Source organism: Aliiroseovarius sp. F20344 (assembly GCF_023016155.1).
Taxonomy (GTDB): domain Bacteria; phylum Pseudomonadota; class Alphaproteobacteria; order Rhodobacterales; family Rhodobacteraceae; genus Aliiroseovarius.
In genome coordinates, this window is the sequence record NZ_JALKBG010000008.1 from 372,503 (window position 1) to 397,954 (window position 25,452).

Sequence of the window (25,452 nt, forward strand, 5' to 3'; positions counted from 1 at the left end):
GCTTTAGAACGCATGTTCAAACCGGAACCCGAAGCTGGTTGCGGTCGAGTTTCCTAGCCAACGGCGCTCGGCTACGACCTCGGCCGAGGTGAGCGGTGTCAGTTCCAAGCCTACCGATGCCTCAACCGCCCAGCTGTCTTCCAGTGCATCCGTGACCATGAACGGGTCGGAGCCTGCCGGGCTAGCAACGAATCGACCGATCGAGCTGGCGGAACGATTGCCCAGATAGGTCTGTCGCGACAGCTTCAGCCCACCGGTGACCGTGCTGCACTGTGCGCGGCAGCCGTTCTGCGGCGGACCGTCAATGCCGAGCTCGATGGATGGCGTAAAGACTACAAACCAGTCGGCGCTGTGTTCCAGCCCCAGTGCCAGATCCCCACCTGTTTCGTTTGTGGCTTTCGAGGCGGTCTTACCAATATTCAGGTATGCGCCGGGGCGAACAAAGAAGCCCTGAGCGAGATCATACTGCTTTTCGGCCCCAAGAGAGAGAGCAATGCTGGTGGTGTTCAGCGTGCCTTTGGTCGCGCCGCCGATGAACGGGTTGCGCTCAACGTCCGAGGTGGCCCGACCAGCGGCCAATCCAAAGCTCCAGTCGATCCCGTACCGGTCCACATCATAGCTGAGCCCCAACATCGCATGACGCCCGGTGGCGCGGGCACCTGTATTCGTGTGGATGGTGCTGTGCGAGCCGAAATCAAACCCGAAGCCAAGGCGTGCGCCATTGTCCAACTCGCGTGCAGCACTCAGCTGTGCGGATGCACGCGAGGTCGTCTGATCCTGGTATTCGAAGTCCCCCGCGCGTTGGCCCTTTTCGTTACCAAAGCTGAACGTCAGGCATTTGGATTGTTCCCCGGATAGCTCGCAGCGGCCAAACCGTTCAGAGAAGTCCAAGAGACCACGGTGGTCCGAGGCTTTGCGGGCTGCATACACGTCGGCGTTCATAGTGTCATACAGCAGGGGAAGCTGGCTTGCATCCGACACCGCGAACAGCGCCGCTGAAAGCCTTTGTAGCCCGATTGGAGCCCCCTTGATGAAGGCCGAATTCAGGTGCTTGCCAAGCGAGGTTTCGTTGCGATTAAAGTTGGCCTTTCCGGGGGCAAAATCCACGTCCCATTCGACCGCCAGTTCATTGGAGGACAGGGCTGCGATCTTGTAATCGACGATCGCGCTCGGTGCGATGTCAAGGTTCAACCCGCCCATATCCGCTCCGTCAGAGGCGGTCGAGAACAGGGCGTGCGAGATGCCGGATCGCAGGTGCGTCGCGTTATAGGTTAGGACGGACAGAGTGCCATCCCAGTTTGCCGAACCGGTGTTGATCAGGTGATCCGCAGTGCGGGTGCCGAAATCAAGGTCGATAAAGGTGGTACCTGTTCTGGCTTGCTGGAAGTCGCCCGTCAGGTGCAGATCGCTTAGGGTCGTTGGCCTTTGCGCCGGGTTATACGCTGCTAGACGTGCGGCGTAGTTCAAATAGCCAGTATCGCCAAACGACAGTTCGCCTGAATTGGTCAACAGCCCCGACGCGCCTGCACTGCCATCATGAAGGTGCGATTGCGCGCCAAGCAGCGTCAGTGCTCCCTCTTGGTTGTCGAACAGGTTCTGCCCAGCACCCAGATCGAATGTGCCGATGAAAACACCGGCATTAGTGATCACGTCATTTCCGCTTTTGGCCTCGATCACGGTCGCGTCCAACCCACCCGCGGATTGTAGCTGACCTTCATTAGTAAGCGAGTTGTCGGTTCCGCCGACCAAGGACACGGTGGCGGTGTCTGTCCCGCCGGTCACGGTCGATCCTTTGCCGATACCGATCTCAACCCGGTTTGCCGGATCGTCAATGGCCGTGGTTTGGGCAAGGATTGCGTGTGCGTCGTCGCCCAGTACGGTAATGTCGCCCGTATAGTTGACGGTCACGCTGCCCGACGGGGCTCCGGCTCCATCAAGTGCAGTGGCAAAGATGCCATGTGCGCCGTCGCCCGCTGTAATGATCGTGCCGGTGTGATCCACAAGCACATCGCCTGCAGTCCCGATCGCTCCCGAGCTGCCAACCAGCCCTGTCCCTTCGCCGACTTCGCCCAGAACACCACCGCCGCCGCCGACCGACTGCGCGAAAATCGCGGTGGCGCCGTCGCCCAGCGTCACAATGGCACCGTTGCTGATCACAGTGACGTCGCCGCCATTGCCACCCGCACCACCCGAGGCCCCAAAAGCCAAGGCGTCTGTATTTTCCTCGCCATTGATGCCGCGGTCGACATTGCCGGCCATTCCGCCGCCGCCGCCAACCGACTGCGCGAAGATTCCATAGCCTGCGGTTCCGGCGGTCAGGATCAGGCCATCATTCGTGACCAGGACATCGCCGCCCTCACCGCCAGCGCCGCCCGAGCCACCAAGCCCGATGGTGCCCGTTTCACCAACAGCGCCATAGCCGCCAAGGCCACCACCACCGCCAACAGATTGGGCAAAGACCCCGATGGCCCCTTCGCCCAGTGCCATCACATTGCCCCGGTTTGTCACGGTCACCAGACCACCATCGCCGCTTGCACCACCGCGCCCACCGACTGCGATTTCGAACCGGCTGACGCCATCCTCTTCCTCGTCCGCCTCGGGTGTTTCTGGCGCTTCAGGAGGCTCAGGGCCAGCCGGAAGGCCAGGAACGTCCGGTGCTTGGGGAAGGTCTGCAACGACTGGCAGGCCCGGCAAACCGGGTAGACCTGGAAGTCCGGGCACCGTAACGCCATTCAAGCTAGGTAGACCGCCCAGATCCTTCAGGCTGGGCAGGCTTGGCAAGTTAGCCAGATTAGGCATGTTGGGAAGACCAGGCAGGCCTGTCACACCGGGCAAGCCGGGTGTGGAGCCCACCGACGGAAAGGCCGGAAGGGCCGGGATGGTCGGCAGGTTTGCAACCAGATCGCCTCCGATGGCGACAAGCTCGTCGATTGTGGGTTTGCCATGTTCGCCGTGCCCCCCGACGCCACCGCCGCCGCCAACGGATTGCGCCATAACCCCGAAAGCATTTGCGCCATAGGTCACAACCCAGCTGTCATTTTCAACATTTACGTCGCCGCCATTGCCAGCAGCGCCGCCGTCGCCACCCATCGTCAGTACTCGCGATTTGTTCTGTGGTCCGTCGGGCTGGTTCGTATCTTCTTTCCCGGCAAAGATCGTGACCGCTTTCGAGTTGCCACCCGAGCCACCGCCGCCGCCGATGGATTGCGCCATGACGCCGTGCGAATTCAGGCCAAACGTGTTTACGATGCCGTCGATATCCACATTCACCGCACCCCCGTGTGCGCCGGTGCCACCTTGTCCGCCGATCCCGACGGCAACTGCAAGATTGCGCGCTGGGTCGCCATTCGGACCGGTCGCAGGTGTGGTCGCGCGAGTCATCGCAAGCGCCGAGCCGCCCGCACCGCCGCCGCCGCCAATCGACTGTGCCAATACACCTTCCGAGAACGCCCCCGTGGTCAGCAGATAGCCAGAGTGGGTCACATCGACTGCGCCGCCGATGTTTCCGTCGCCACCCGCACCCCCGATTGCAAACGCGTATTGGGTGGTGTCCCCCCCGCGTCCCAAAGCAGCGCTGCCAGTAAAGCCGCCCGCGCCACCGCCACCGCCGATGGATTGGGCTTGGATACCGCGGCTCAGCACACCTTGGGTGTACAATGCGGCCGTGTTGTTGACCGAGACCTGATCGGCATAGCCACCGGTCCCGCCATCGCCGCCAAGGGACAGGCCGAAGGCTGTGCTGTCGGCTCCCGAGAAGCCGATCGATAGCGCTTGGTTGGCCGTGCCGCCGCCGCCGCCGATGGATTGGGCAAGGATCGCGTGGGAATCGGCCGCCAGCGTGGTGACGCCTGCATGGTTCTGTACGTCGACAATGCCTGCGTGGTTGCCGTCGCCTCCGGAACCTCCCAAGCCAACGTAGAACTGGTTCGCGCCCGATCCGGCTTTCTTCGCAATGATGCTGCCCGCCACAGCCTGTCCGCCATTGCCTCCGCCGCCGCCGATGGATTGGGCCGTGATGCCGTGACTGCGCGTGCCGCCAGTCGAAATCGAGGCTGTGTTGGTGACAGAAACATCCGAGGCATAGCCACCCGTTACGCCAGATCCACCGCTTGCCAGCGCCAGCTGTGTCGCTTCGTTGTCCATGGCGAAATTGAACGCAATCGCACCACCGCCCGAGCCACCACCGCCGCCCAGCGACAGAGCGTTGATGCCGATCGCATCGGCGCCGCGGGTCAGGATCGCCCCGTTCGAGGCTACGTTCACCGTGCCGCCAAAATGCCCGGTGCCTCCATTGCCCCCCAGTTGCAGGCTCATCGTTTTGCCGTCGTCAAAAGACCCGGCAAATGCACCGGCAAAGCCGCCGGTGCCGCCACCGCCGCCTATCGCGTGCGCCACGATGCCGCCGCTGCCATTCGACGCCGTGTCGATCACGCTATTAGATACCACCGTGACCGCTCCGGAATGCCCGCCGCTGCCGCCCGTGCCGCCCAGCGTCACCGCAACGCCGTTGGATTTCGAGGACAGCGCCAACCCGGCGTTTACGCTGGCATTGCCACCACCGCCGCCGACCGAGCGCGCCACAACGCCTGCTGCGTTCACGCCTTGCGTAACAACCTGCCCATTGGACACAACCCGCACGTCGCCGGCACGCGATCCGGTGCCGCCATCTGCGCCCAGCTGCAGTGACAAGGCGTTCGATTTCGAGAATGCACCAGACAGATGCAGGTTCGCCGAGCCACCGCCGCCGCCAATACTTTCGGCGACGACGCCTGCGCTGCCTGCGCCCGCCGTGTAGATGTATGCGTGCAGCTCATCCAATGTGACCGCACCACCTGAACCGCCAGATCCGCCGCGACCGCCCATGGTCAGGCTTAGCCCTGCACCGCTGGTGCCCTGCGCCGCCATTGTGAAGCTGCCATTGCCTCCTCCGCCGCCGATGGATTGGGCGCGGATCGCGGCTGCGTCATCGCCGCGTGTGTAGACATTGATCAACGCGCCTGCTGCACCAATTCGTCCAGAGACCGTGCCGCCATTGCCGCCCGCGCCACCGCTGGACCCGACCGAAAGGCTGCCGCCAGCCCCTTTATTGCCACCGCCCGCAATGATGTAAGAGCCGTTGCCGCCTCCGCCGCCGATTGATTGCAGTTGCACCGCGTCGGAGCCTTGGCCCTGCGTCTGCAAAGAGGTGCCGCCACCTGCAATCCCGGTTTGGGTCAGTGCGACGTTGCCACCTGTACCACCGATGCCGCCGCTGGCCCCGATGGTTAGGCTGGCCGAGGCCGCACCCGCGGCTCGCAAGGACAAGGTTCCGCCAGCCATTCCACCACCGCCGCCAATCGACTGTGCCAGAAGTGCCTGCGCACCCTCGCCCATTGTGGAAATGGTGCCCGAGTTGGTCACGGTCACCGCGCCACCATTGCCGCCATTGCCACCGCTACCACCAAGCGCAAGGGTCAGCGCGTTGCCCGTGGTTGCTGAAAGGCTACCAGCCGATCCTGCCGTGCCGCCGCCGCCACCAATGGATTGCGCCATAAGCCCAGCCGAGCGGTCGCCCTGTGTAAACAGATCTCCGGTGTTGTTGACAGTAACGGTGCCGCCCCAGCCGCCGCTGCCCGCGTTGCCACCAAGGCTGATTGTTGCCGCGCGGCCAGAACTGACCGTTCCACCCAGCGTGAAGCCTCCATTGCCTCCGCCGCCGCCGATGGATTGGGCGCGCAGTGCTGCGCTGTCATCACCATAGGTCACGATCTGCGCCGATTGCGTTACGTTTACCGCGCCGCCAAAAGCGCCACCCGATGCGCTGCCACCCAACCGCAGCGATGCTGAATTGCCTCCGCCTGCCAGACCTGCCGACATGCCGCCATTACCACCGCCGCCGCCGATGGACTGCGCCAGCAACCCGTCCGACTGCGCGCCGCGTGTTGTGATGGCGCCGGTGTTCGTCACCTCGACTGTGCCGCCTTGGACGGCACCTGCGCCGGATCCGCCGATGGTGACGCCCATGCTGGCAGATCTGGCCAGAGTGCCGCCGATGGTGAAGCCGCCATTACCGCCACCGCCACCGATGGATTGCGCGGCGACGCCGATTGAATTGTCACCCTGTGTCTCGATGGTGGCCGCGTTGGTCACACGGACAGTGCCACCCGCGCCACCGGAACTGCCGCTCCCGCCTATGCCTACCGAGGCTGCTGCCGTTCTGCTGAACCCACCCGTGATTGCCATGCCGCCATTGCCGCCGCCACCGCCGATGGATTGCGCCAGAATACCGGCCGAGTGATCTCCGATCGTTTGTAGGCGGCCGTCGGCACTGACCTGCACCGCGCCAGCCGATCCACCAGACGCGCCGCGTCCTCCAAGGGTGAAGGCCCCGCCAGCTGTTGTGGACACGCCCGCCGAGGCCGACATGCCGCCATTACCGCCACCGCCACCAATTGATTGTGCAAGGATCGCACCCGAGAAGCGGCCCATGGTAAAGATGTCTTTGTAGCTCGTCAGAACAACGTTGCTACCCGCTCCACCAGCACCACCAGAACCGCCGAGCGCGACATTGATCGCTGCTGTGCCCGCGTTTACCCCGCCCGAGACGGCAAAGCCGCCGTTTCCGCCGCCACCGCCGATCGACTGTGCCGACAGGCCCGTAGCGTGATCGCCAAGCGTGGTAACCGTGGCGCGGCTGGTCAATGAGACCGTATTACCATTGCCACCCGAGCCGCCAAAGCCGCCCATTGCCATTCCGGCGGTAAACGCGCTGTTCGAGACATCTGCCCCGATTGCGAATCCGCCATTGCCGCCGCCGCCGCCGACGGATTGTGCCAGAACACCGACCGAGCCGTCTCCTTCGGTGCGTAGAGTTGTGTCAAAAGCCGTGGTCCCCAGCGAAACCGACACCGCGCCACCAACCTGACCGTTGCCGCCCGATCCGCCCATCGCCAGTGTGGCCCGGTTGCCGCCGAAGCCTCCTGACAGGGCGAAGCCGCCATTGCCGCCGCCGCCACCAACCGATTGCGCCACAAGCCCGTGTGACAGGTCCCCTTTGGTCAGAATGCTTTCGGTTACGCTTGCAGTGACATAACCGCCGTGCCCGCCGATGCTGGCAGACCCCCCGAAGGCCATTGTGGCGCTTCCAGTGCCTGCATTCGCGCTGGAAGCCGTGAACCCGCCATTGCCACCACCGCCACCGATAGATTGGGCAAGGATGGCGGTCGAGTTGTCACCATGAGTTTCAATGTTCCTGTCCGGAATGGCAGAGTTCGCGACGTTGACGTCGACCCGGCCACCATGTCCGCCAATACCGCCAGCCCCGCCAAAGCTAAGCCCGACCGAGCCCGTCGCTGCAAAGCTGCCCGAGCTGGACATGCCGCCATTGCCGCCTCCGCCGCCGATGGACTGTGCGACCAGAGCGTTTGCGTTGTCGCCAAAGGTCCACGCCCCGTTCGAGGCGCGCAGGTCAACACGTGCACCATTGCCGCCGATGCCGCCGGAACCACCGATGCTGGCTGTCGCGCTGGCGGTGAAGCTGGCCGAGGCGCTGATCGCCATGCCGCCGTCTCCACCACCACCGCCAATGGATTGTGCTAGAACGCCCGTCGCGCCGTCGCCTTGCGTCAGAACCAATCCGGCCGCATTGGCCCAGACGTTTCCGCCATGCCCGCCACTTCCGCCCGAGCCGCCAATGGACAGGCTGCCTGATAGGGCTCCGGACAGCGCGCCCGCAACAGCCATGCCACCACGTCCACCACCGCCGCCGATGGATTGCGCCACAAGGCCCGACGACATATCGCCCGCCGTGACGATGGCGCCATTCGCAGTCACCGCAACACGCTGGGCGTAGCCGCCGCTGCCACCTGCACCGCCAAGAGCCACCGAAAGTGCCCCTTTGCCCGAGGCGCCTGCCGCAAGGGCCATTCCACCATTGCCGCCGCCGCCACCAAGCGACTGGGCCAAGATCCCTGTGGCATGGTCCCCTTGGGTGCCGATCCTGTCATATGTGGTGACTGTGACGGTCCGTCCGCCACCGCCGGCGCCTGCAGCGCCACCCACGGCCACCGACAGGGCACCGCCGCCACTGGCCGCACCTGCGACCGCGAAGCCGCCATTGCCGCCGCCGCCGCCGATAGATTGCGCAACGATCCCATGGGCCCCGTCACCTGATGTGTCGATTTGACCACGCGATGTGACCGAGACATGCCCGGCATAAGTCCCCAGCGAACCGCTGCCACCCAAGGCCAACGATCCCGCGCCCGCGCCGCCAAAGCTTTGCGCCATCGAATGCCCGCCATTGCCGCCGCCACCCCCGATGGATTGTGCAACGATGCCTGCGGACATCAGTCCGCGTGTCGCGATATTTCCATGACTGTCGACATTGACATTAGCGCCACCGCCGCCACGTGCGCCGCTGCCGCCAAGAGCAAAGCTCAGGCTGCCCACACCGCTCATGGCGCCTGCGAATGCAAAGCCACCATTGCCTCCACCGCCACCGATGGACTGCGCAAGAATTGCGGACGAGCGATCTCCGAGCGTGAGAAGGTTGTGATATGTCGAGACATTTACGCTTTGGGCCTGACCTCCCGCCGCACCTGATCCGCCCAATGCAAAGCTGAGAGCTCCGGTGGACGACGCCGACCCCGAGACCGCGTAGCCGCCATTGCCGCCGCCGCCACCCAGCGATTGTGCGCGCACGGCGTTGGACCATTCGCCCTCGGTCCGGATGGCCCCGCGATAGGCAACGGTCACGCTGCCTGCGTCGCCGCCGACGCCGCCATTGGCCCCGATGGCGAAGGCCGCCGAGAAGCCTGCGCCGAACGCGCTGGACATCGCTGCGCCGCCATTGCCGCCACCGCCACCGATGGATTGTGCCAAAATGCCGTCCGCGTAGTTTCCGCGCGTGTTAATATTAGCTGACCCGCCAAACCCATTCGTATTGGTGACGCTCACCTGAGAGCCATTTCCGCCAAATCCGCCACTTCCGCCCATGGCAAAGGATGCAAATGGTCCGGACGATGTGGCCGAGCCCCCGGTTCCGCCGCCGCCGCCAATACTTTGCGCTGAAATGCCGGTAGAATAGTGCCCCCAGGTGGAAACATATCCATCGTTTCGCACGGTGGCGCGCTCACCATTCCCGCCAAATCCGCCACGCCCGCCGATTGCGGCCATGCCGCTGGCGTTGCCGCCGTGACCGCCACCGCCGCCGATGGACTGAACGAAGATGCCAATGGCGTCCTGTCCGGCCGTATAGATCGCGCCGGTGTTTTCGACGATGGCCTGACCCGAAGATCCGGCCGAATTGCCGTTGCCACCCAAGGCAGCCGCGCCCGAGGCATTGCCGCCGACGCCACCGCCACCACCGATGGATTGCGCAAGAATGCCGTGGCTGCGCAGTCCCCAATGGGTGTTGATCGTGCCGCGGTTGGTGACCTGAAGCCCGGCACTGTCGCCGCCAAGACCACCTGTGCCACCTATGGCATAGTAGCCATCTGCCGCGCCACCGGCACCGCCGCCGCCGCCGATGCTTTGGGCCAGAATACCGACGGCGTCATGGGAGCCCCATGTGTCGATCGAGGCATTGTTGGTCACAAAGACACCGCCGCCGTTGCCACCGGAACGTCCGTTCCCACCAGCCGAGAACAAATAGCCCCCGGACCCGGCAGTACCTGCGAACCCACCAATGGATTGCGCCAGAATGCCGTTGGCACCCGCGCCGCGCGTGACGATGCTGGCCCAGTTCTGGTTGGTCACCTGCACGATGTCCCCGCGCGAGGCTGAACCACCTGCGCCGCCGGATCCAGAAACCCAGCCGCCATTGCCGCCCAGACCGCCTCCGCCGCCCAGCGATTGCGCCACGATACCCGAGGCTCGGAACCCATGGGTGTTGATCGAGGCCATGTTGTTCAGCACAACGTATTCTCCGCGCCCGCCAACGCCGCCGGAGCCGCCGCCGCCGAATACCGTCCCGTTGTGACCATTGCCGCCATTGCCACCCAGACTGCGCATCAGGATCCCAGCTGAATCGTTTCCATATGTGGTGATACGGCCCTGAATAATGGCACTAAGCACTCCACCTCGTCCGCCAGGTCCACCGTATGTACGGTCGCTGGATCCGCCCGAACCGTGGCCGCCCGCGCTTGCCATGACGATGCCATGCCCGCGGTCTCCGGTGGTCACGATCTGGAACGCGTTGCCCATGGCCCAGTTTGTGTATTGGGCATTGGTGCGATCATGGCCGAAGTCATAAACCGTGTTGTCGAAATAGATCGCCTCGTCGCCTGAACCACGGGTCGGGTTAGAATTGTCGATCCGCAGAGATAGATCGCTGCCGGAAAAGCCGAAGCGCTCATCAAGGTAGGGGAAGTTCACATCCCCTTGTAACAGGTATCCGCCAAACGAGCTGAGCTCGACCGCAGAGGCGCCGACGCCGTTGGCCTGTATGTATCGACCGACCCCATCCGGCAGAAGCCGCGCCTCGAAGTCATGGGCATAGTCCAGATAAGGCTGCGCATAGGTGAGTAAGCGAATGGCCGAGACATTGTTGGTGACAATCGGGCGATCCAGATAGGCGATCTCGATTTCCGAGAATGTATTCGGATTGAAAGGATTGACCAGATTCAAGGAGCCAAAGGGGCCAAAGGAGAATTTTGGAAAATGAACGCCGTTGGATTGGTTGCCTTCGCAGAAGACCTCAACAATCGCGCCCGAGGCGGGGTGGCCATTGTCCTCGATGCAGGGGTCATTGGCCCATATCGGTGTGCCAACCAGCACATTAAGCCCGGCCAAAAGGCCGAGTCTGGAAACATAACAAGTTAATCTTTTTGCGACACCCCAGCCACCCCAGGACGCGCGCAACAAACGCAAATTCATCTATCTAGTACGTTGAGCGCCGCGGCAGTATTTCCTGCACTTTAGGTCACCCATCCCCAACTTCGTGACGTTAGGGTAGAGACGCGGTTTTCTCCTGTCAATAAGCCTAAAAATCGACACAATGTTGACAGCTTTCCGAACGGATAAGAGGCAGCACGCAGCGCATTTTGTTGCCACAAACGCAGCCACCGTCGCCGTGATCAGTCCCATCTGAGCGGCCGACATTACCGGTTCGGACTGGCCGCTTATAGTTAATACGGTTTCGGTGGCAGCGGTTGTTTTGTAGCGGCGCAGTTCGCTGGTAGGCAATCTCGTGTGAATCGATGAAAGAACAAAGATTGAGCTGGTTCTTAATTGAAATCGCCACCATAGACCCCTCTATTTCGTCGCCACCAGTCGAAGCACAACAAAAGTTAAGGCAAGAACTAAGCGAAAAGCTCTTTGGGCAAGAAAGTGTAATTGAGGATAAACCATCAAGCAGCCGAGGTCTTGATCTAGAGACTATCAAAAGTGTGACGAATCCGATCACTAAAGCAATAAAGGCTGCCAAATGGTAGAGAATCCACCACAAGGACTACAAAATCTCAAATGCAGCTTGACTGACTGCTCCGCTCCGAAACAACGGCATTGGTAGGCGTTAGCAGAGGGCCGCTTGGGGAATTCGCCTAAGTTTTTGGATCGGCTGCGAATAACCGCTTCCCGCCAGCCTCAGAAAAATCCAAGAATTTTCTTCAAACGGCTGCTAGCGCTGCCCAAGGGATGGGGCGTCGGGTGGATAGGATAAGGCCGAACTCAACTAAAGATTTGTTCTTTACGTATTTTTTAAGAAAGGTGGTGCCCGGGGGCGGAATCGAACCACCGACACGAGGATTTTCAATCCACTGCTCTACCCCTGAGCTACCCGGGCACGGGTGAACGTTTCATCGTTCGGGTGGGCGGGTTTTAGACGCGGGGTGCGGCGGTGTCCAGAGGGAAAACACCGTTTTTCGCAGGTTTTTCAGTGAGGCTTTGAAGTTTCCTGTGAAAGCGCCTGAGACACGGCCTCGGCGGCTTCGTCCAGGTCTTCGGGGCTGTTTGCTGCCATGGCATAAGAACCGTTAAGCCAGCGGCCAAGGTCGACGTCTGCGCAGCGTCGCGAGCAGAAGGGCCGATACTTGGGGTCAGTGTCTTTTTCGCAGATCGGGCAAGCCATTAGCGGTCCTCCAGACAGCGCGACAGGGGCAGGCGCTCACGTTTGCGTTGCAGCTCGAACAGGCCCAGTTGGGTCCAGCCGACCATAGCTGTTTCAATGCCCTCAGCCTTAAATGCGGCGCGGAGAACCTGTTCAATCTGCCGGCGATCTTTCTTGGGGCAGGGGGCGAAGTCGACAATGATCTGACCACCCAATCCCCGGCATCGCAGCGCGGCGGGCAAGGCGCGGGCAGCAGTGATGTTGGCCTTAAGACCCGCCGCCGGGCTGGTGTCTCCCCCGGTGTTCACATCGACAGCCACAAGCGCGCGTGTGGGTTCGACAAACATCGATGCACCGCCGGTTAGCCGCTCATAGGATCCGCGCGCAGAGGCGATCAACTCGTGCACGCCATGGCGGTCAAACGCGCCCATATCGGCGTCCAGCACATCGGGCTCAGACCAATCCCGCCACGCAAGCGCATGAGGATCAGGACCATCCACCAGAAGTTCAGCGTCGCCATCTGTGTCCGCAAGCACAGCGCGCGACAGGGCAAGCATGGCCGTGATGTCAGTAGCCACATCTTCAAGATCAGCTTGTGCGGCGATTGAGCGAATGATCAGGCCTTCTTCGGCTCCGTCCATCACCGCATGCGCTGTTTCCAGAAGTTGCACGCGGATCTCTTCATCGCGAATGGATCGGCTGACATTGATGCCAGGCGCACCGGGCGTCACGATGGCATAGCGGCTTTTGAACAGCACTTTCTGGGTAACAGGAACGGCTTTGCCGTCTTCTCCAAAACCTGTGACCTGAACCAATAGGCGCTCGCCGGGCTTTAACCCTTTGCCCTGCCTTAAGAATCCGGACTTGCCGTTCGGCAAGCGCAACATCATCCCGCCTTGCCCTTTTAAGGGGCGGTCGCAGATGGCACGAAGGATTGCACCGGGTTGAATGACATTATCCGGAGCCTCGATCAGCAAATCCGTAAGCTTGCCATCGACAATCTGGGCCGCGGCCATTCGCCCTTGGTAGTGATCAAGCGCAATCACGCTGCCGTTCATGTTTCTGCTCCGTATAGGGGGTATCCGGCTGCAACCAGCAGGCCTGCAGTTTCCGCCACCGGAAGGCCAACGACACCTGTATAGCTGCCTTGTATCCATGGAATGAACGCGCCAGCCGGGCCCTGGATGGCATAGCCACCAGCCTTACCCTGCCAGTCGCAGGTGGCGAGATAGCCGTTCAGCTCTTGGTTCGAGAGGCGTTTCATTTTGACGTCTGTCACCACATCGCGCGACCACGAGCTTGAGGCATTGCGCACCACGACCGAGGTGATCACACGATGGCGACGCCCCGACAGGGACATCAGGAACTCGGCCGCTTGTCCGGCATCTTCGGGTTTGCCCATGATGCGGCGCCCTAAAGCGACGGTCGTATCAGCGCACAACACGATCTCGTCTGCTGCTACGGTCATGGCTGCGGCCTTTGCGGTTGCAATTCGGCGGCAATAATTCAGCGGCAATTCACCCTTCAGCGGCGTTTCATCCACGTCCGGTGGGCGCACATCATCCGCAACAAGGCCGAGCTGCCCCAGCAACTCGGCCCGTCTTGGGCTACCAGAGCCCAGAATCAGCTTGGGGCGCGTCATGCGCGACCGCGCTTACTTAAAGCGATAGTTGATCCGACCTTTGGTCAGATCATAGGGGGTCATTTCGACCTGCACCTTGTCGCCAGCCAGAACACGGATGCGGTTCTTCCGCATCTTGCCTGCCGTGTGCGCGATGATCGTATGGCCGTTTTCCAGCTCGACCAGAAATGTCGCGTTCGGCAGGAGTTCCTTAACGACACCGGGAAATTCGAGCAGTTCTTCCTTGGCCATGTTCACTCCTGTGTTTTCACCCACCCATCGTAGGCGCGCTATAAATGGGGGGAAACGTCCCGGTTTTCAAGGGAATTCGGTGCTTACGTGACTTTTGCCAGAAAAGCGCAACTTTCAGGCCTTTAAGGCAGTGCTTTAACGGCGCGGAAGTTCCGTATTCGGCCGCCCAAAGCGTTCCAGGATACGTTCCTTGATCTGGTCGCGGGCTTGCCGGTAGTTGACCAATTTTTCCTCGCGTCGGGTGCCCAACCCCGTTGGGTCCAAAATGGGCCAGTATTCCACATCAAGGTGAAACACACGCGTCAGTTCCAGTGCACGGCGTTGGCTTGCGGGGGACAGGGCAATTACCAGATCGAAACTGGACAGGTCGTCGCCCCATTCCTCCATTTGGTCAAAACTACGCACGCGGTGGGCCGAAAGTTCGATGCCCAATTCGTCACACACCGCGACTGAGAAGCCGTCGATATCCAGCTCGCTATGAACGCCAGCGGATTGCACATATATCTCGTGACCATAGAAAGCTTTCATCATCCCTTCGGCCATTGGGGAACGCACAGAATTGTGGTCACAGCAAAACAGCACGGATTGGGGACGATCTGCTTCCAAATTTACCCCCAGTGCAGCACACAAATAAGGGTGAACAGGCGGCGGGCTGTGTCGATATCGATATCGGCTTTGCCCTCAAGGCGCTCTTGCAAGACGCGCGCGCCTTCATTGTGGATGCCGCGACGGGCCATATCGATCGCTTCGATCTGGCTGGGGGGCAGCTTCTTCACGGCATCAAAGTAGCTTTCGCAAATCGCGAAATAGTCCTTCACCACCTGCCGGAACGGCCCAAGCGACAGGTGGAATTCGCCAGCAGGATCGCCTGCTTCTGTTTTGGCATCTACCACCAGACGTTTTTCACGAATGGCCAGCCCCAAATGATAGGGGCCGTCCGGCACAGGTTGGTCTCCGCGCGCGGCCAGATCAAAGCTGTTGTCTTCCAACAGATCAAAGATCGCGACCTTGCGTTCCTGCTCGATCTCGGGCGTGGGGGCGGCAAGGCCGGTGTCATCAATATCAATATGGGTGATGCGGTTCGTGGTCATTGGCACTATCTGAGGGTCAATCGTTAAGGGCGTCAAGTCTTGCGCGAACGGACAGGCCGTGGGCTTCAAGGCTTTCGGAAATGGCAAGAGTTTCGGCGGCGGGGCCGATGGCAGCCAGCGCGCCGGGCGTCATGCGGGCCAGTGTGGTGCGTTTCAGAAAATCCATCACCGACAGGCCCGAGCTAAAGCGGGCCGAGCGCGCGGTGGGCAGCACGTGGTTTGGGCCGCCGACATAGTCGCCGATGGCTTCGGGTGTGAACTGGCCCAAGAAAATCGCACCAGCGTGGACGCATTTGTCTGACAGGGCTTCGGGGTCTGCCACGCACAGCTCTAGGTGCTCGGGTGCGATACGATTGGACAGCGCGGCGGCTTCGTCCAAATCGCGCACGGTGATCACCGCGCCGAAATCGCGCCAGCTTGCGCCTGCAATATCGCGTCGTTCCAGCGTTTCAAGGCGTGCGGAAACCGCTTTGGCCACGTCGTGGCCGAAGGTTTCATCGGTCGTGATCAGGATCGATTGCGCGCTTTCGTCATGCTCGGCTTGGCTCATCAGATCCAAGGCCAGCCAGTCGGAGTCATTATCGGCATCCGCGATGATCAGAATTTCCGAAGGACCCGCGATCATGTCGATGCCGACCTTGCCAAACACCCGACGTTTGGCGGCGGCCACAAAGGCGTTGCCCGGCCCGGTGATCTTGTCCACGGGCGCAATGGTGTCGGTGCCATAGGCAAGTGCTGCGATCGCCTGTGCGCCACCGATGCGATAGACTTCGTCCACACCTGCGATTTTGGCGGCCAACAAAACCAGAGGGTTCGTGGCCCCATCTGGTGTGGGAACAGTGATCGCAAGACGCTCGACCCCGGCAACTTTGGCCGGGATGGCATTCATCAGGACGGATGACGGATAACTGGCCAACCCCCCCGGTACATAAAGCCCCGCAGCGGAAACTGCACTCCAACGCCAGCCCAGATCAGCGCCGCTTTCATCAGTCCAGCGCTGATCTTCCGGCATCTGGCGCGAGTGATACGCGCGGATGCGATCTGCGGCGAGCTCCAGTGCAGCGCGGTCTTCATCTGAAACCTTCGCGCATTCCGCTTCGATCTCGGCCTCAGAAAAGTGCAATGTTTCTGGCGTCAAGTCCAGCCGGTCGAATTTCGAGGTTAGCTCGATTACGGCTACATCCCCACGCGCACGCACGTCAGCAATGATGCCAGCCACAGCAGCGTCCACATCCGGGCTGTCTTCGCGCTTCATGGATAAAAGTTCAGTGAAACGCGCTTCGAAATCGCTGTCGGTGCTATTCAGAAATTGGGGCATGGCGCTCTCCTTTGAGCGGGTCTTAGCGGCGGTACGACAGGGCTTCAAGCGCCACTGGGTCGCGGATTATTCGGACAGGTCATGCTCCGGCGTGTGTTTTGAGGGCGCGATATAGGGGCGCGTGACGTCTTGAAGGGTCACATCCAGCGCCTCGACATCCAGCGCAATGGCACCATCACCTGCCAACACCAGCTCAAGACGGCCCATTCCGTCTTCACCCGGAGTGAACGACAGAGACAAAACCGACAAGATCATATCCTTGTCGCCCTTATGAACGCCTTGGCTTTGCACTTTTAGAACATCCGAGACGGAAAGCACTGATTGCACCCGTTCGACATCACGTCCGCGGGCATCAGCGGCGGGTTTGTCCTCCCACCGGAAGCGATTGAGCAGCAGTGCAAAGCGGCGGCGGCTGGGATTCCACGACATTTCATTTGCGGGAAATACAGCGTCCTGAACCAGTGCCGAAACGACTGAAAGGTCTTCGCCATCCAGCGCAACAAGCTTCAGTGCGCTTTCGCCTCCATCTTCGAACCGGGCGTCTTGCATATCGCTCACTCCTTCACGCGCTCGATTTTGGCGCCAATGGATGACAGTTTGCGCACGACTTTCTCGTAGCCGCGATCAAGGTGATAGACGCGGCTGACCACGGTTTCGCCTTCCGCAGCCATCGCAGCAAGGATCAACGACACGGACGCGCGAAGATCCGTTGCCATGACAGGCGCACCTTTCAGCTTGTCGACGCCGTGTACGGTCGCAGTGCCGCCATGCACTTCGATATCCGCGCCCATACGGATCAGTTCCGGGGCGTGCATGAAGCGGTTTTCAAAAATGGTTTCGTGCAGGGTCGAGGTGCCCTCGGCCGTGCAAAGCATCGCCATCATTTGCGCCTGCAAATCGGTTGGGAAGCCGGGGAAGGGTTCTGTGGTGACGTCCACTGCGGATACACGACCGTTCTTACGGGCGACCTTTAGGCCCTTTGCGGTTTCTTCCACCTGAATGCCTGCTGCATCCAGTTTCTCGCAGAAGCTTTCCACCAACGAAATACGCCCGCCGATGCATTCAACCTCGCCGCCTGCAATGGCGGGGGCAAGCATATATGTACCAAGTTCGATCCGGTCAGTGACGACGGGGTGGGTCGCACCGTGCAGTCGGTCCACACCCTGAATGACGATCTCGGACGTGCCATCGCCTTCGATTTGCGCGCCCATTTTGCGCAGGCAATCCGCAAGATCCACAATTTCAGGTTCACGCGCGGCGTTTCGAAGTACGGTGGTGCCCTTCGCAAGAGTGGCCGCCATCATGATGTTCTCAGTCGCGCCAACAGAGGCGAAAGCCAGTTCAATCTCGGCGCCTTTCAAGCCACGCGGCGCTTTGGCGTGCAGATAACCGTCTTTCAGCTCGATCTCAGCGCCCAGTTTTTCCAGCCCGTGAATGTGCAAATCCATCGGACGCGCGCCAATGGCGCAACCACCGGGAAGCGATACAACCGCATGTCCCAGGCGCGTCAGCATTGGGCCAAGCACCAGATTTGACGCGCGCATTTTGCGCACGATGTCATATTCCGCCACGTGGTTATCAAGGTTATGGCTCGACAGGGTCAGAACCTGACCCTCTTGCATCGATGCGGCCTCAGCCCCAAGGCTTTCCAGAAGCTGCGTCATTGTCTTGATGTCCGACAGGCGCGGCGCATTGGTCAGGGTCAGAGGCTCTTCCGAGAGAATCGTCGCGGGCATCAACGTCAAACATGCATTCTTGGCCCCCGCGATCGGAATTTCGCCACGCAGCTCTCCGCCACCCGTTACTACAATCGAATCCATCTGCCTGCCTTACCTTTTATTCTCTGTGTTTTCCGCAGCTTCGCCCTCGGACGCTGCACGTGCCTTGGCCTGCGCTTTGCGCCGTCCCATGTTTGCTTTTAACGCAGCTTTCAGCCGCGCTTCACGATCAGCCCCTTTTTTTGCGGGCTTTTGAGATGACTTGTTCCGCTCCATGGGGTCTTCTGTAACGTGGATTGAAAAAAGGGTCCAGAATACGCTTGCGTCCATCTGAGAATAGGGCTAATCAGCCGCCCACGACAGGATGCTGTGGTAGCTCAGTGGTAGAGCGCGTCATTGGTAATGACGAGGTCGGGAGTTCAATCCTCCCTCACAGCACCATCCATTCCCCAAAACCCATGATTGCTTTTGACCTTACGCGGGTTCAGTACCTGCGGCAGTTGGTTGGATCTGCCAACACGGTTGGTGTTGGCAGTCGCTGTGGCCTTGAATTAACCGACGATCAGCTGTTTTAGCTGTAGGGCTTCGTGCTCAACCTCGTTCAAGCGGTGGGTGATGACGTCGCCGATGGTCACCATACCAATCGGACCAGAATCGCCCATCACAGGCATGTGGCGGAAGCGACCGTCGCTCATCCGTTTCAGGACAGAGACCAGCGGATCATTCATGCCGCAGGTTTCAACTTCTTTCGTCATGACGTCCTCGACCAGTTGGGGCAGGGTTTGTCCCGGTGTGTCCGCCAGTTTGCGTACGATGTCACGTTCGGACAGGATTCCGCACAACGCGCCTGTGTCATCGGTGACAACCAAAGCACCAATCCGCTTGTCCCGTAGGATCTCAACTGCGCGTCCAAGTGTTTCACCGGGCTGGATGGCGATCACATTGCTGCCTTTGCTGTCAAGAATATCACCAACCACGGCGGTTTTTGCCTTTAGGTTGCTGGCAGTGTCTTGGCTGTGGCTCTGGGATCCTTTGCGATCCTTGCGCATAGGGGCCTGATACGACGTTGGCATAATCTGCTGTCCTCCCTGAATGGATTGCTGTTCGCACACATAGGTAGCATAACGCAGCTTATCGATTTCAGGAGACAAAAAATGGTCGCACTTACGCTTTCATCCCCGGTGGCAACGGTGATCTTCGTGTTGGCGTGCTTTTGCGGCTATCAATATCGGCGTGTTTGGAAAGCCGAGGGGCCGCGGTATTTACTTTGGATTTACGGGCTGCTGGCAGCCGTTGGGCTGCTGATACTGGGCTTTGTACCATTGGCGTCAGCCCAGTAGGCTTGGTCAGCTTTCGGCCTGCGCCTGTTCCATCATCTTCTTTTTGCGCGGGCATTGCGATAGGCGCTCGCGCAGCGGGCTGTTGGGATCAATTTCCTTGCTGCACACAAGGCATTGATCTGCATCGCTGATGGCGTTCAGGCCACCACAGCTGCCCTTGATCGTCTTGCCCGCCATGATCACGCCAAGGGCCATGCCCAGCATGATGACAAGCAGAACGCCAAAGGTCAGAAGGAAGGTGGCCATGCCAGTGCTCCGATAATGTTATGCCGAAAGGCGTTTGAACGCGTCGCTTGCGGCCGATTTGAACTGAAGTGACGCCGCATCGGTGTCACGCTCGACGAACAGAACAGCCACATCATGCGCTGCCGCCACTTCCAGACCACGCTCGCGGCCCAGAATAAGCATCGCAGTTGCCCAAGCATCTGCCAACATTCCGTTTTCTGCCAGGACAGTTGCCGAAGCGGTGCGGTGTGTGATGGGTTTGCCGGTTGCTGGATCAATCACATGCGAATAGCGCTCGCCGTCTTTTTCGAAATAGTTCCGGTAATCCCCGGACGAGGCCAGACCCAGACCCGAAATACCCACAACGTCAAATACAGCGTTGTTCAGAGTGGCAGGGGTTTCGATACCAATCTGCCAAGGCAGGCCGTTGGGGTTGCGGCCCGACGCATAGATGTCGCCACCGATTTCAACCATATAATCCGTGATACCAAAGGCTTCGAGAGCTTGGCCAACACGGTCCGCACCATATCCCTTGCCAATCGCGGCCAGATAGACTTGTGCGCCTGTCTGCTTTTTCTGAAGCATGTCGCCATCGACGCTGATCGTGTTGTTGTGACCAACGGAGGCCAGCGTTTGTGCAACCTCAGCATCGTTGGGCATGGACTGCGCGCCGGGGGCACCGAAGCCCCACAGCTCGATCAGTGGGCCCATTGTTGTGTCAAAACGGCCATCACTGGCGGCATGCACAGAATCAGCGGCTTTCATCACATGGGCCAGCGCCGGGGTGATGGAAACAGCTTCGGTGCTTGCCGACGCGTTAAAGCGCGAGATCTCGGATTTAGGGTCCCAGTTCGACATTTGCTGATTCACTTCAGCCAATGCCGCATCAATCGCAGTTTTCACATCGGCTTCGACCGCACCGCCCGAAGGCTCGATCGCGACAACGTTGTAAGTCGTCCCCATTGTCAGGCCCGACAGGTTGAATACACGGGCAGCCCCTTTGCACGCGGCCAAGGCCAGCGGCATGAACATTACGGAACGGCGTGAGAATTTGATCAGATCGGGCACTGGATGAACCTCTTTCAGTCTTTGAAGGGTCTGTGATTTGAATTCAATCAGGCTTGTCTTAGACAATAATGGTCTTTTCAACAAGAAAATGGCATTCACAATGTAAAAAGGGCCTTTCGTCCGCCGCGTACACATTGCATATAGCGGCAAGTCAATCTGAAGAGGTGAACACTGTGCAGCGGTATAGGCTACGCAAAGGATTGAACATTCCGATTTCTGGCGCACCCAGATCGGATGTGGAGAACGGCCCGAATCTGCAGTCGGTTGCCATTCTTGGGGATGATTACATCGGCTGGAAACCGCGAATCTCGGTCGCCGAAGGTGATGTGGTCGGCGCGGGCACACCGATTCTGGTCAGCAAGGATCTGCCTGACGTACAGGTTGTTTCCCCGGTCGCAGGCACCGTTAAGGCCATCAATCGCGGCGCACGGCGCAAGCTGATCAGTGTCGAGATTGAAGTGGCGGATGACGCGGCCAAGCCCGTTGACTTCTCGAAGGTCGGGGATGCGTCTACCGCGGAAGGGCTGGCGCAGAAGCTTTGTACGGCCGGTCTTTGGACATCTTTCCGCACACGCCCCTATTCAAAAACACCCGATCCGGCGACTCGTCCGGCTGCGATCTACGTGAACGCCATGGATACCGAGCCGCTGGCCGCCGATCCTGCGGTGATCATCGCCGAGGATGCCGAGGCATTTGCCAAGGGTCTGGAAGCCGTCGCATCCTTGAGCGAAGGCAAGACCTATCTGTGTCAGGCCGATGGTGTGACCCTGCCGGGTCAGGACGTCGCCGGTGTCGAGGCTGCCGCATTTGCCGGCCCACACCCCGCGGGTCTGTCCGGCACGCATATGCATTTCCTTGAGCCGCCGCGCGCGGACAAGATCGTTTGGACCATCGGCTATCAGGATGTGATCGTCATTGGGCGCCTGCTGATGACCGGAAAATATGATGCGTCTTGCATTATTTCTTTGGCGGGCCCCGCATGCGCCAATCCGCGCCTCATCCGCACTATTGCTGGTGCGTCGATGGCCGATCTGACAGCAGGGGACCAACCCGCCGATCTGCCGGTGCGCATGATCTCGGGCTCGGTCCTCAGTGGACGGGCAGGTGAAGGGGCTGATGGCTACCTTGGCCGCTATGCCCGCCAGATCACGTTGATAGAAGAGGACACGAAGCAGATCCCGATGGGTTGGATCCGCCCGATGTTCGCGAAATACGCGGTTCAGCCAGTTCTGGGCTCGGCCTTTGCCAAGCGCGAGTTCCCGCTGACCTCGAATATGAATGGCGGTCGCCGCGCGATGGTGCCTACCGGCACGTTTGAAGAGCTGATGCCGCAGGACTTCCTGCCCACGCAGCTTCTGCGTGCGCTTCTGGTGATGGACACGGATCAGGCACAGGCGCTGGGCGCGCTTGAACTGGACGAAGAAGACCTCGGTCTTGTCGGCTTTGCCTGTCCTGCGAAATATGAATACGGGATGGCGCTGCGCGACAACCTGACGAAGATCGAGAAAGAGGGGTAGACCTTTGGGCTTGCGTAATTTTTTCGATCGGATCGAACCGAACTTTGAAAAGAGCGGTAAATGGGAAAAGTACTTCCCCATCTACGAGATGGTGGAAAGCTTCCTTTACACGCCGAAGACTGTAACGACCGCTGCACCACATGCGCGGTCTTACGTGGATATGAAGCGGATCATGACCTATGTGGTCATCGCGACGATCCCTTGTATCCTGATGGCTCTGTATAACACCGGCTTCCAGACCAACATGGCGATTGCCGAGTTCGGTCCCTCGGGCTGGCGTGCGGCGATCATTTCGGCGCTGGGCATCGGGTTTAATCCCGCCAGCGTCTTCGCCAACATGGCACACGGGCTGCTGTACTTCCTGCCGATCTATATCGTCACGCTGGTCGCTGGCGGTATTTTCGAGGTCATCTTCGCCACCGTGCGCAAGCACGAGGTAAACGAAGGTTTCCTTGTCTCCTCAATGCTTTATGCACTGATCGTACCCGCAACCACGCCGCTTTGGCAGGTCGCGCTGGGCATCATCTTTGGTGTTGTGATCGGCAAAGAGGTCTTCGGCGGCACCGGTAAGAACTTCCTGAACCCAGCGTTGACGGGCCGTGCGTTCCTGTATTTTGCCTATCCGGCGCAGCTGTCAGGTGACAGCGTTTGGGTGCCGGTGGACGGCTTTACCGGCGCAACCGCGCTGGCAGTATCCGCTTCAGATGGCGTACAAGCCCTGGCCGCACGCGGCATCACTTGGTGGGACAGTTTCTATGGCTTCATCCCCGGTTCGATGGGCGAGACCTCGACGTTAGCCTGTATCCTTGGCTTGATCTTCCTTCTGATCACCAAGATCGCCAACTACCGCATGGTCGTGGGCTGTTTGGCCGGGATGATCGGCTTCTCTCTGCTTCTGAACTGGGTCGGCTCTGAAACGAACCCGATGTTCGCGATGCCGTGGTACTGGCACCTTGTGCTGGGCGGTTATGCTTTCGGTCTGGTTTTCATGGTGACCGAGCCTGTTTCGGGCGCACACACTAACATGGGCCGCTATATCTATGGCGCGCTGATCGGCTTCATGGTCGTGATGATCCGCGTCATCAACCCGGCTTTCCCGGAAGGCATGATGCTGGCGATCCTGTTCGGCAACGTTTTCGCACCGCTGATCGACTATTTCGTCGTTCAGGCCAACATCAAACGCAGGGCAAAACGCCATGTCTGATAACGATCTGAACACCAACAAAGGCCCCATCCGCCGCTTTCTTGATGCGCCGGCTGACTCGGTTGGCAAAACGGTTTTCGTGGCTGTCACGCTCTGCCTTGTCGCCTCGATGATCGTGTCGGCCGCAGCCGTGGCCTTGCGCCCGCTGCAAGAGGTCAACGCGCTGAAGGACAAGCAGATCAACATTCTGCAAGTCGCAGGCATCTACGATCCCAACAAAGATGTGGTCGAAAGCTTCCAAGCGTTCGAACCACGCATTCTTGAGCTGGAAACGGGCACCTTCTCCGACGCGTTTGACGTGGCCAGCTTTGATGACCGCGCCGCTGCGGACGATCCCGCAACTTCGGTTGCACTGGATGAAGATCCGGCGGGTATCGTGCGTCAGGCGAAATTTGTTACCGTCTATCTGCTGCGCGACGACGCAGGTGCAATCGACAAGGTGATCTTGCCGATCCACGGCTATGGCCTGTGGTCGACGCTTTACGGCTTTATTGCGTTGGAAGAGAACGGCAACGACATCTTCGCACTGCAATTCTATGACCACGCCGAGACCCCGGGTCTGGGCGCCGAAGTGGACAACCCACGTTGGAAGTCGCTTTGGAACGGCAAGAAACTGGCCGACGAAAACGGTAACCTGCAGATTAGCGTGACCAAAGCGGTTCCGGCAGCGGGTGCGGATTACCACATCGACGCGCTGGCAGGGGCGACCCTGACCACGGTAGGTGTGCATAACCTTTTGAACTTCTGGATGGGTGAAAGCGGCTACGCGCCCTTCCTGGCAAATCTGAAAGCGGGGGATATCTAATGGCCCATAAACGCAGAGAGATGCTGATCGACCCGTTGGTCGACAACAACCCGATCACCTTGCAGGTGCTGGGGATTTGTTCGGCGCTCGCGGTGACCTCGTCGCTTCAGGTGGCCTTCGTAATGGCCATCGCGGTGACCTTGGTGACGGCATTCGCGTCGCTGTTCATTTCGATGATCCGCAGCCAGATCCCCGGATCGATCCGCATCATCGTTCAGATGGTGATCATCGCGTCGCTGGTGATCTTGGTGGATCAGGTGCTGAAGGCTTTCGCCTATGAGATCTCGAAAACCTTGTCAGTCTTCGTCGGTCTGATCATCACCAACTGCATCGTGATGGGCCGCGCCGAGGCTTTCGCCATGAAGAATGGCCCCATCGACAGCTTCATCGACGGCGTCGGAAACGGTCTGGGTTATGGCTTGATCCTGATGCTGGTCGGCGTGATCCGCGAGCTTTTCGGCTCGGGCAGCCTGTTTGGCATCACCATTCTGGAAACCGTAAACAACGGTGGTTGGTATGTCCCCAACGGCATGCTGCTTCTGCCCCCGTCGGCGTTCTTCATCATCGGTCTGATTATCTGGGCCTTCCGCACATGGAAACCTGGTCAGGTGGAAGAACGTGAATACAAAATTCAAACGGTCGAGGCCCACTGATGGAAGCGCTCCTATCCCTCGCCGTGAAGGCGATCTTCGTTGAAAACCTGGCCCTGTCCTTCTTCCTTGGCATGTGTACCTTCATCGCTGTCTCGAAGAAGATCTCGACTGCCATCGGTCTGGGCATCTCGGTCATGGTCGTGCAGGCGATCACTGTTCCGGCCAACAATCTGATCCTGACCTATCTGCTGGCGCCCGGTGCGCTAAGCTGGGCTGGTTTCGCGGATGTGGACCTGACCTTCCTTGGTCTGATCTCCTATATCGGTGTGATCGCTGCACTGGTGCAGATCCTCGAGATGGTTTTGGATAAGTACTTCCCGCCGCTCTACAACGCGTTGGGTGTGTTCCTGCCGCTGATCACGGTGAACTGCGCCATCCTTGGTGGCTCGCTATTCATGGTGGAACGCAGCTATGACTTCGCGGAATCGGTGACCTACGGCATCTCGTCGGGCTTCGGCTGGGCGCTGGCCATCACCGCGATGGCTGGTGTGCGTGAAAAGCTGAAATACTCGGACATCCCTGACGGCCTGCAAGGGCTGGGGATCACCTTCATCACCGCTGGACTGATGGCGATGGCCTTCATGTCCTTCTCTGGCGTAAAACTGTAAGGGAAGA

Annotated in this window: 21 protein-coding genes and 2 tRNA genes; 8 read left to right on the forward strand and 15 right to left on the reverse strand. The window is 60.0% G+C overall.

Translation table 11 applies throughout. The features are described 5' to 3' along the window. Nucleotides 1-3 precede the first annotated feature (3 nt). Nucleotides 4-10,770, reverse strand: a complete 10,767-nt coding sequence (locus MWU55_RS10880) for a hypothetical protein (RefSeq protein WP_246937955.1) — start codon at nucleotides 10,768-10,770, stop codon at nucleotides 4-6. 422 nt (nucleotides 10,771-11,192) lie between these two features. On the opposite strand from MWU55_RS10880, the gene MWU55_RS10885 reads away from it, so the two are divergent. Continuing rightward, nucleotides 11,193-11,411: a hypothetical protein gene (locus tag MWU55_RS10885; RefSeq protein ID WP_246936202.1), complete on the forward strand. Its 219-nt coding sequence runs from the start codon at nucleotides 11,193-11,195 to the stop codon at nucleotides 11,409-11,411. A 275-nt stretch (nucleotides 11,412-11,686) separates the two neighbouring features. Here the strand turns inward: MWU55_RS10885 and MWU55_RS10890 are convergent. The 11 genes from MWU55_RS10890 to MWU55_RS10940 all read right to left on the reverse strand — a co-directional run bounded on the left by MWU55_RS10890 (nucleotide 11,687) and on the right by MWU55_RS10940 (nucleotide 18,355). Beyond that, a tRNA-Phe gene (locus tag MWU55_RS10890) sits at nucleotides 11,687-11,761 on the reverse strand. A 90-nt stretch (nucleotides 11,762-11,851) separates the two neighbouring features. Next, entirely contained in the window at nucleotides 11,852-12,046 is a 195-nt protein-coding gene (yacG, locus tag MWU55_RS10895; RefSeq protein ID WP_246936203.1) for a DNA gyrase inhibitor YacG, read from the reverse strand. Further along, nucleotides 12,046-13,083 carry a ribonuclease E/G gene (locus MWU55_RS10900; protein WP_246936204.1) on the reverse strand — a complete coding sequence of 346 codons (1,038 nt, stop codon included), beginning with the start codon at nucleotides 13,081-13,083 and terminating at the stop codon, nucleotides 12,046-12,048. Before MWU55_RS10900 ends, yacG begins: the two co-directional genes overlap by 1 nt. Beyond that, nucleotides 13,080-13,667, reverse strand: coding sequence for a Maf family protein (locus tag MWU55_RS10905; protein WP_246936205.1), 588 nt, complete (start codon nucleotides 13,665-13,667; stop codon nucleotides 13,080-13,082). Before MWU55_RS10905 ends, MWU55_RS10900 begins: the two co-directional genes overlap by 4 nt. 12 nt (nucleotides 13,668-13,679) lie before the next feature. Beyond that, a complete protein-coding gene (gene infA / locus MWU55_RS10910) occupies nucleotides 13,680-13,898 on the reverse strand; it encodes a translation initiation factor IF-1 (protein WP_008186030.1) in 219 nt (72 codons plus the stop codon). 135 nt (nucleotides 13,899-14,033) lie between these two features. Continuing rightward, nucleotides 14,034-14,504 carry a low molecular weight phosphatase family protein gene (locus tag MWU55_RS10915; RefSeq protein ID WP_281501858.1) on the reverse strand — a complete coding sequence of 157 codons (471 nt, stop codon included), beginning with the start codon at nucleotides 14,502-14,504 and terminating at the stop codon, nucleotides 14,034-14,036. Nucleotides 14,505-14,506: 2 nt separating this feature from the next. Then, on the reverse strand, nucleotides 14,507-14,989 hold the full coding sequence (locus MWU55_RS10920) for a UPF0262 family protein (protein ID WP_246936207.1): 483 nt from the start codon (nucleotides 14,987-14,989) through the stop codon (nucleotides 14,507-14,509). 16 nt (nucleotides 14,990-15,005) lie between these two features. Then, nucleotides 15,006-16,307, reverse strand: coding sequence for a histidinol dehydrogenase (hisD, locus tag MWU55_RS10925; protein ID WP_246936208.1), 1,302 nt, complete (start codon nucleotides 16,305-16,307; stop codon nucleotides 15,006-15,008). 66 nt (nucleotides 16,308-16,373) lie between these two features. Next, a complete protein-coding gene (locus MWU55_RS10930) occupies nucleotides 16,374-16,856 on the reverse strand; it encodes a DUF2948 family protein (RefSeq protein ID WP_246936209.1) in 483 nt (160 codons plus the stop codon). Between the two features lie 5 nt (nucleotides 16,857-16,861). Further along, nucleotides 16,862-18,127: a UDP-N-acetylglucosamine 1-carboxyvinyltransferase gene (gene murA, locus MWU55_RS10935; protein WP_246936210.1), complete on the reverse strand. Its 1,266-nt coding sequence runs from the start codon at nucleotides 18,125-18,127 to the stop codon at nucleotides 16,862-16,864. A gap of 9 nt (nucleotides 18,128-18,136) precedes the next feature. Further along, a complete protein-coding gene (locus MWU55_RS10940) occupies nucleotides 18,137-18,355 on the reverse strand; it encodes a hypothetical protein (protein WP_246937956.1) in 219 nt (72 codons plus the stop codon). Nucleotides 18,356-18,391: 36 nt separating this feature from the next. On the opposite strand from MWU55_RS10940, the gene MWU55_RS10945 reads away from it, so the two are divergent. Beyond that, a tRNA-Thr gene (locus MWU55_RS10945) sits at nucleotides 18,392-18,466 on the forward strand. 110 nt (nucleotides 18,467-18,576) lie between these two features. Here MWU55_RS10945 and MWU55_RS10950 read toward each other — a convergent pair. Further along, nucleotides 18,577-19,098, reverse strand: a complete 522-nt coding sequence (locus MWU55_RS10950) for a CBS domain-containing protein (RefSeq protein WP_246936211.1) — start codon at nucleotides 19,096-19,098, stop codon at nucleotides 18,577-18,579. Between the two features lie 81 nt (nucleotides 19,099-19,179). On the opposite strand from MWU55_RS10950, the gene MWU55_RS10955 reads away from it, so the two are divergent. After that, nucleotides 19,180-19,365 carry a hypothetical protein gene (locus MWU55_RS10955; RefSeq protein WP_246936212.1) on the forward strand — a complete coding sequence of 62 codons (186 nt, stop codon included), beginning with the start codon at nucleotides 19,180-19,182 and terminating at the stop codon, nucleotides 19,363-19,365. A 6-nt stretch (nucleotides 19,366-19,371) separates the two neighbouring features. Here MWU55_RS10955 and nqrM read toward each other — a convergent pair whose 3' ends face one another. Next, entirely contained in the window at nucleotides 19,372-19,611 is a 240-nt protein-coding gene (nqrM, locus tag MWU55_RS10960) for a (Na+)-NQR maturation NqrM (RefSeq protein ID WP_246936213.1), read from the reverse strand. Between the two features lie 18 nt (nucleotides 19,612-19,629). Beyond that, a complete protein-coding gene (locus MWU55_RS10965; protein ID WP_348646232.1) occupies nucleotides 19,630-20,658 on the reverse strand; it encodes an FAD:protein FMN transferase in 1,029 nt (342 codons plus the stop codon). A gap of 173 nt (nucleotides 20,659-20,831) precedes the next feature. Here MWU55_RS10965 and MWU55_RS10970 point away from each other — a divergent pair, with 173 nt between their 5' ends. The 5 genes from MWU55_RS10970 to nqrE are packed head-to-tail and all read left to right on the forward strand — an operon-like array spanning nucleotide 20,832 to nucleotide 25,445. Beyond that, the gene (locus MWU55_RS10970; protein WP_246936214.1) at nucleotides 20,832-22,175 is read left to right on the forward strand and encodes a Na(+)-translocating NADH-quinone reductase subunit A; all 1,344 of its coding nucleotides are present in this window, start codon (nucleotides 20,832-20,834) and stop codon (nucleotides 22,173-22,175) included. 4 nt (nucleotides 22,176-22,179) lie between these two features. Continuing rightward, nucleotides 22,180-23,379, forward strand: a complete 1,200-nt coding sequence (locus MWU55_RS10975) for an NADH:ubiquinone reductase (Na(+)-transporting) subunit B (RefSeq protein WP_246936215.1) — start codon at nucleotides 22,180-22,182, stop codon at nucleotides 23,377-23,379. Further along, entirely contained in the window at nucleotides 23,372-24,184 is an 813-nt protein-coding gene (locus tag MWU55_RS10980; RefSeq protein ID WP_246936216.1) for a Na(+)-translocating NADH-quinone reductase subunit C, read from the forward strand. The genes MWU55_RS10975 and MWU55_RS10980 overlap by 8 nt, the downstream gene beginning before the upstream one ends. After that, nucleotides 24,184-24,837, forward strand: a complete 654-nt coding sequence (locus MWU55_RS10985) for an NADH:ubiquinone reductase (Na(+)-transporting) subunit D (RefSeq protein WP_246936217.1) — start codon at nucleotides 24,184-24,186, stop codon at nucleotides 24,835-24,837. The genes MWU55_RS10980 and MWU55_RS10985 overlap by 1 nt, the downstream gene beginning before the upstream one ends. After that, nucleotides 24,837-25,445: an NADH:ubiquinone reductase (Na(+)-transporting) subunit E gene (gene nqrE, locus MWU55_RS10990; protein WP_246936218.1), complete on the forward strand. Its 609-nt coding sequence runs from the start codon at nucleotides 24,837-24,839 to the stop codon at nucleotides 25,443-25,445. The genes MWU55_RS10985 and nqrE overlap by 1 nt, the downstream gene beginning before the upstream one ends. Nucleotides 25,446-25,452 lie beyond the last annotated feature (7 nt).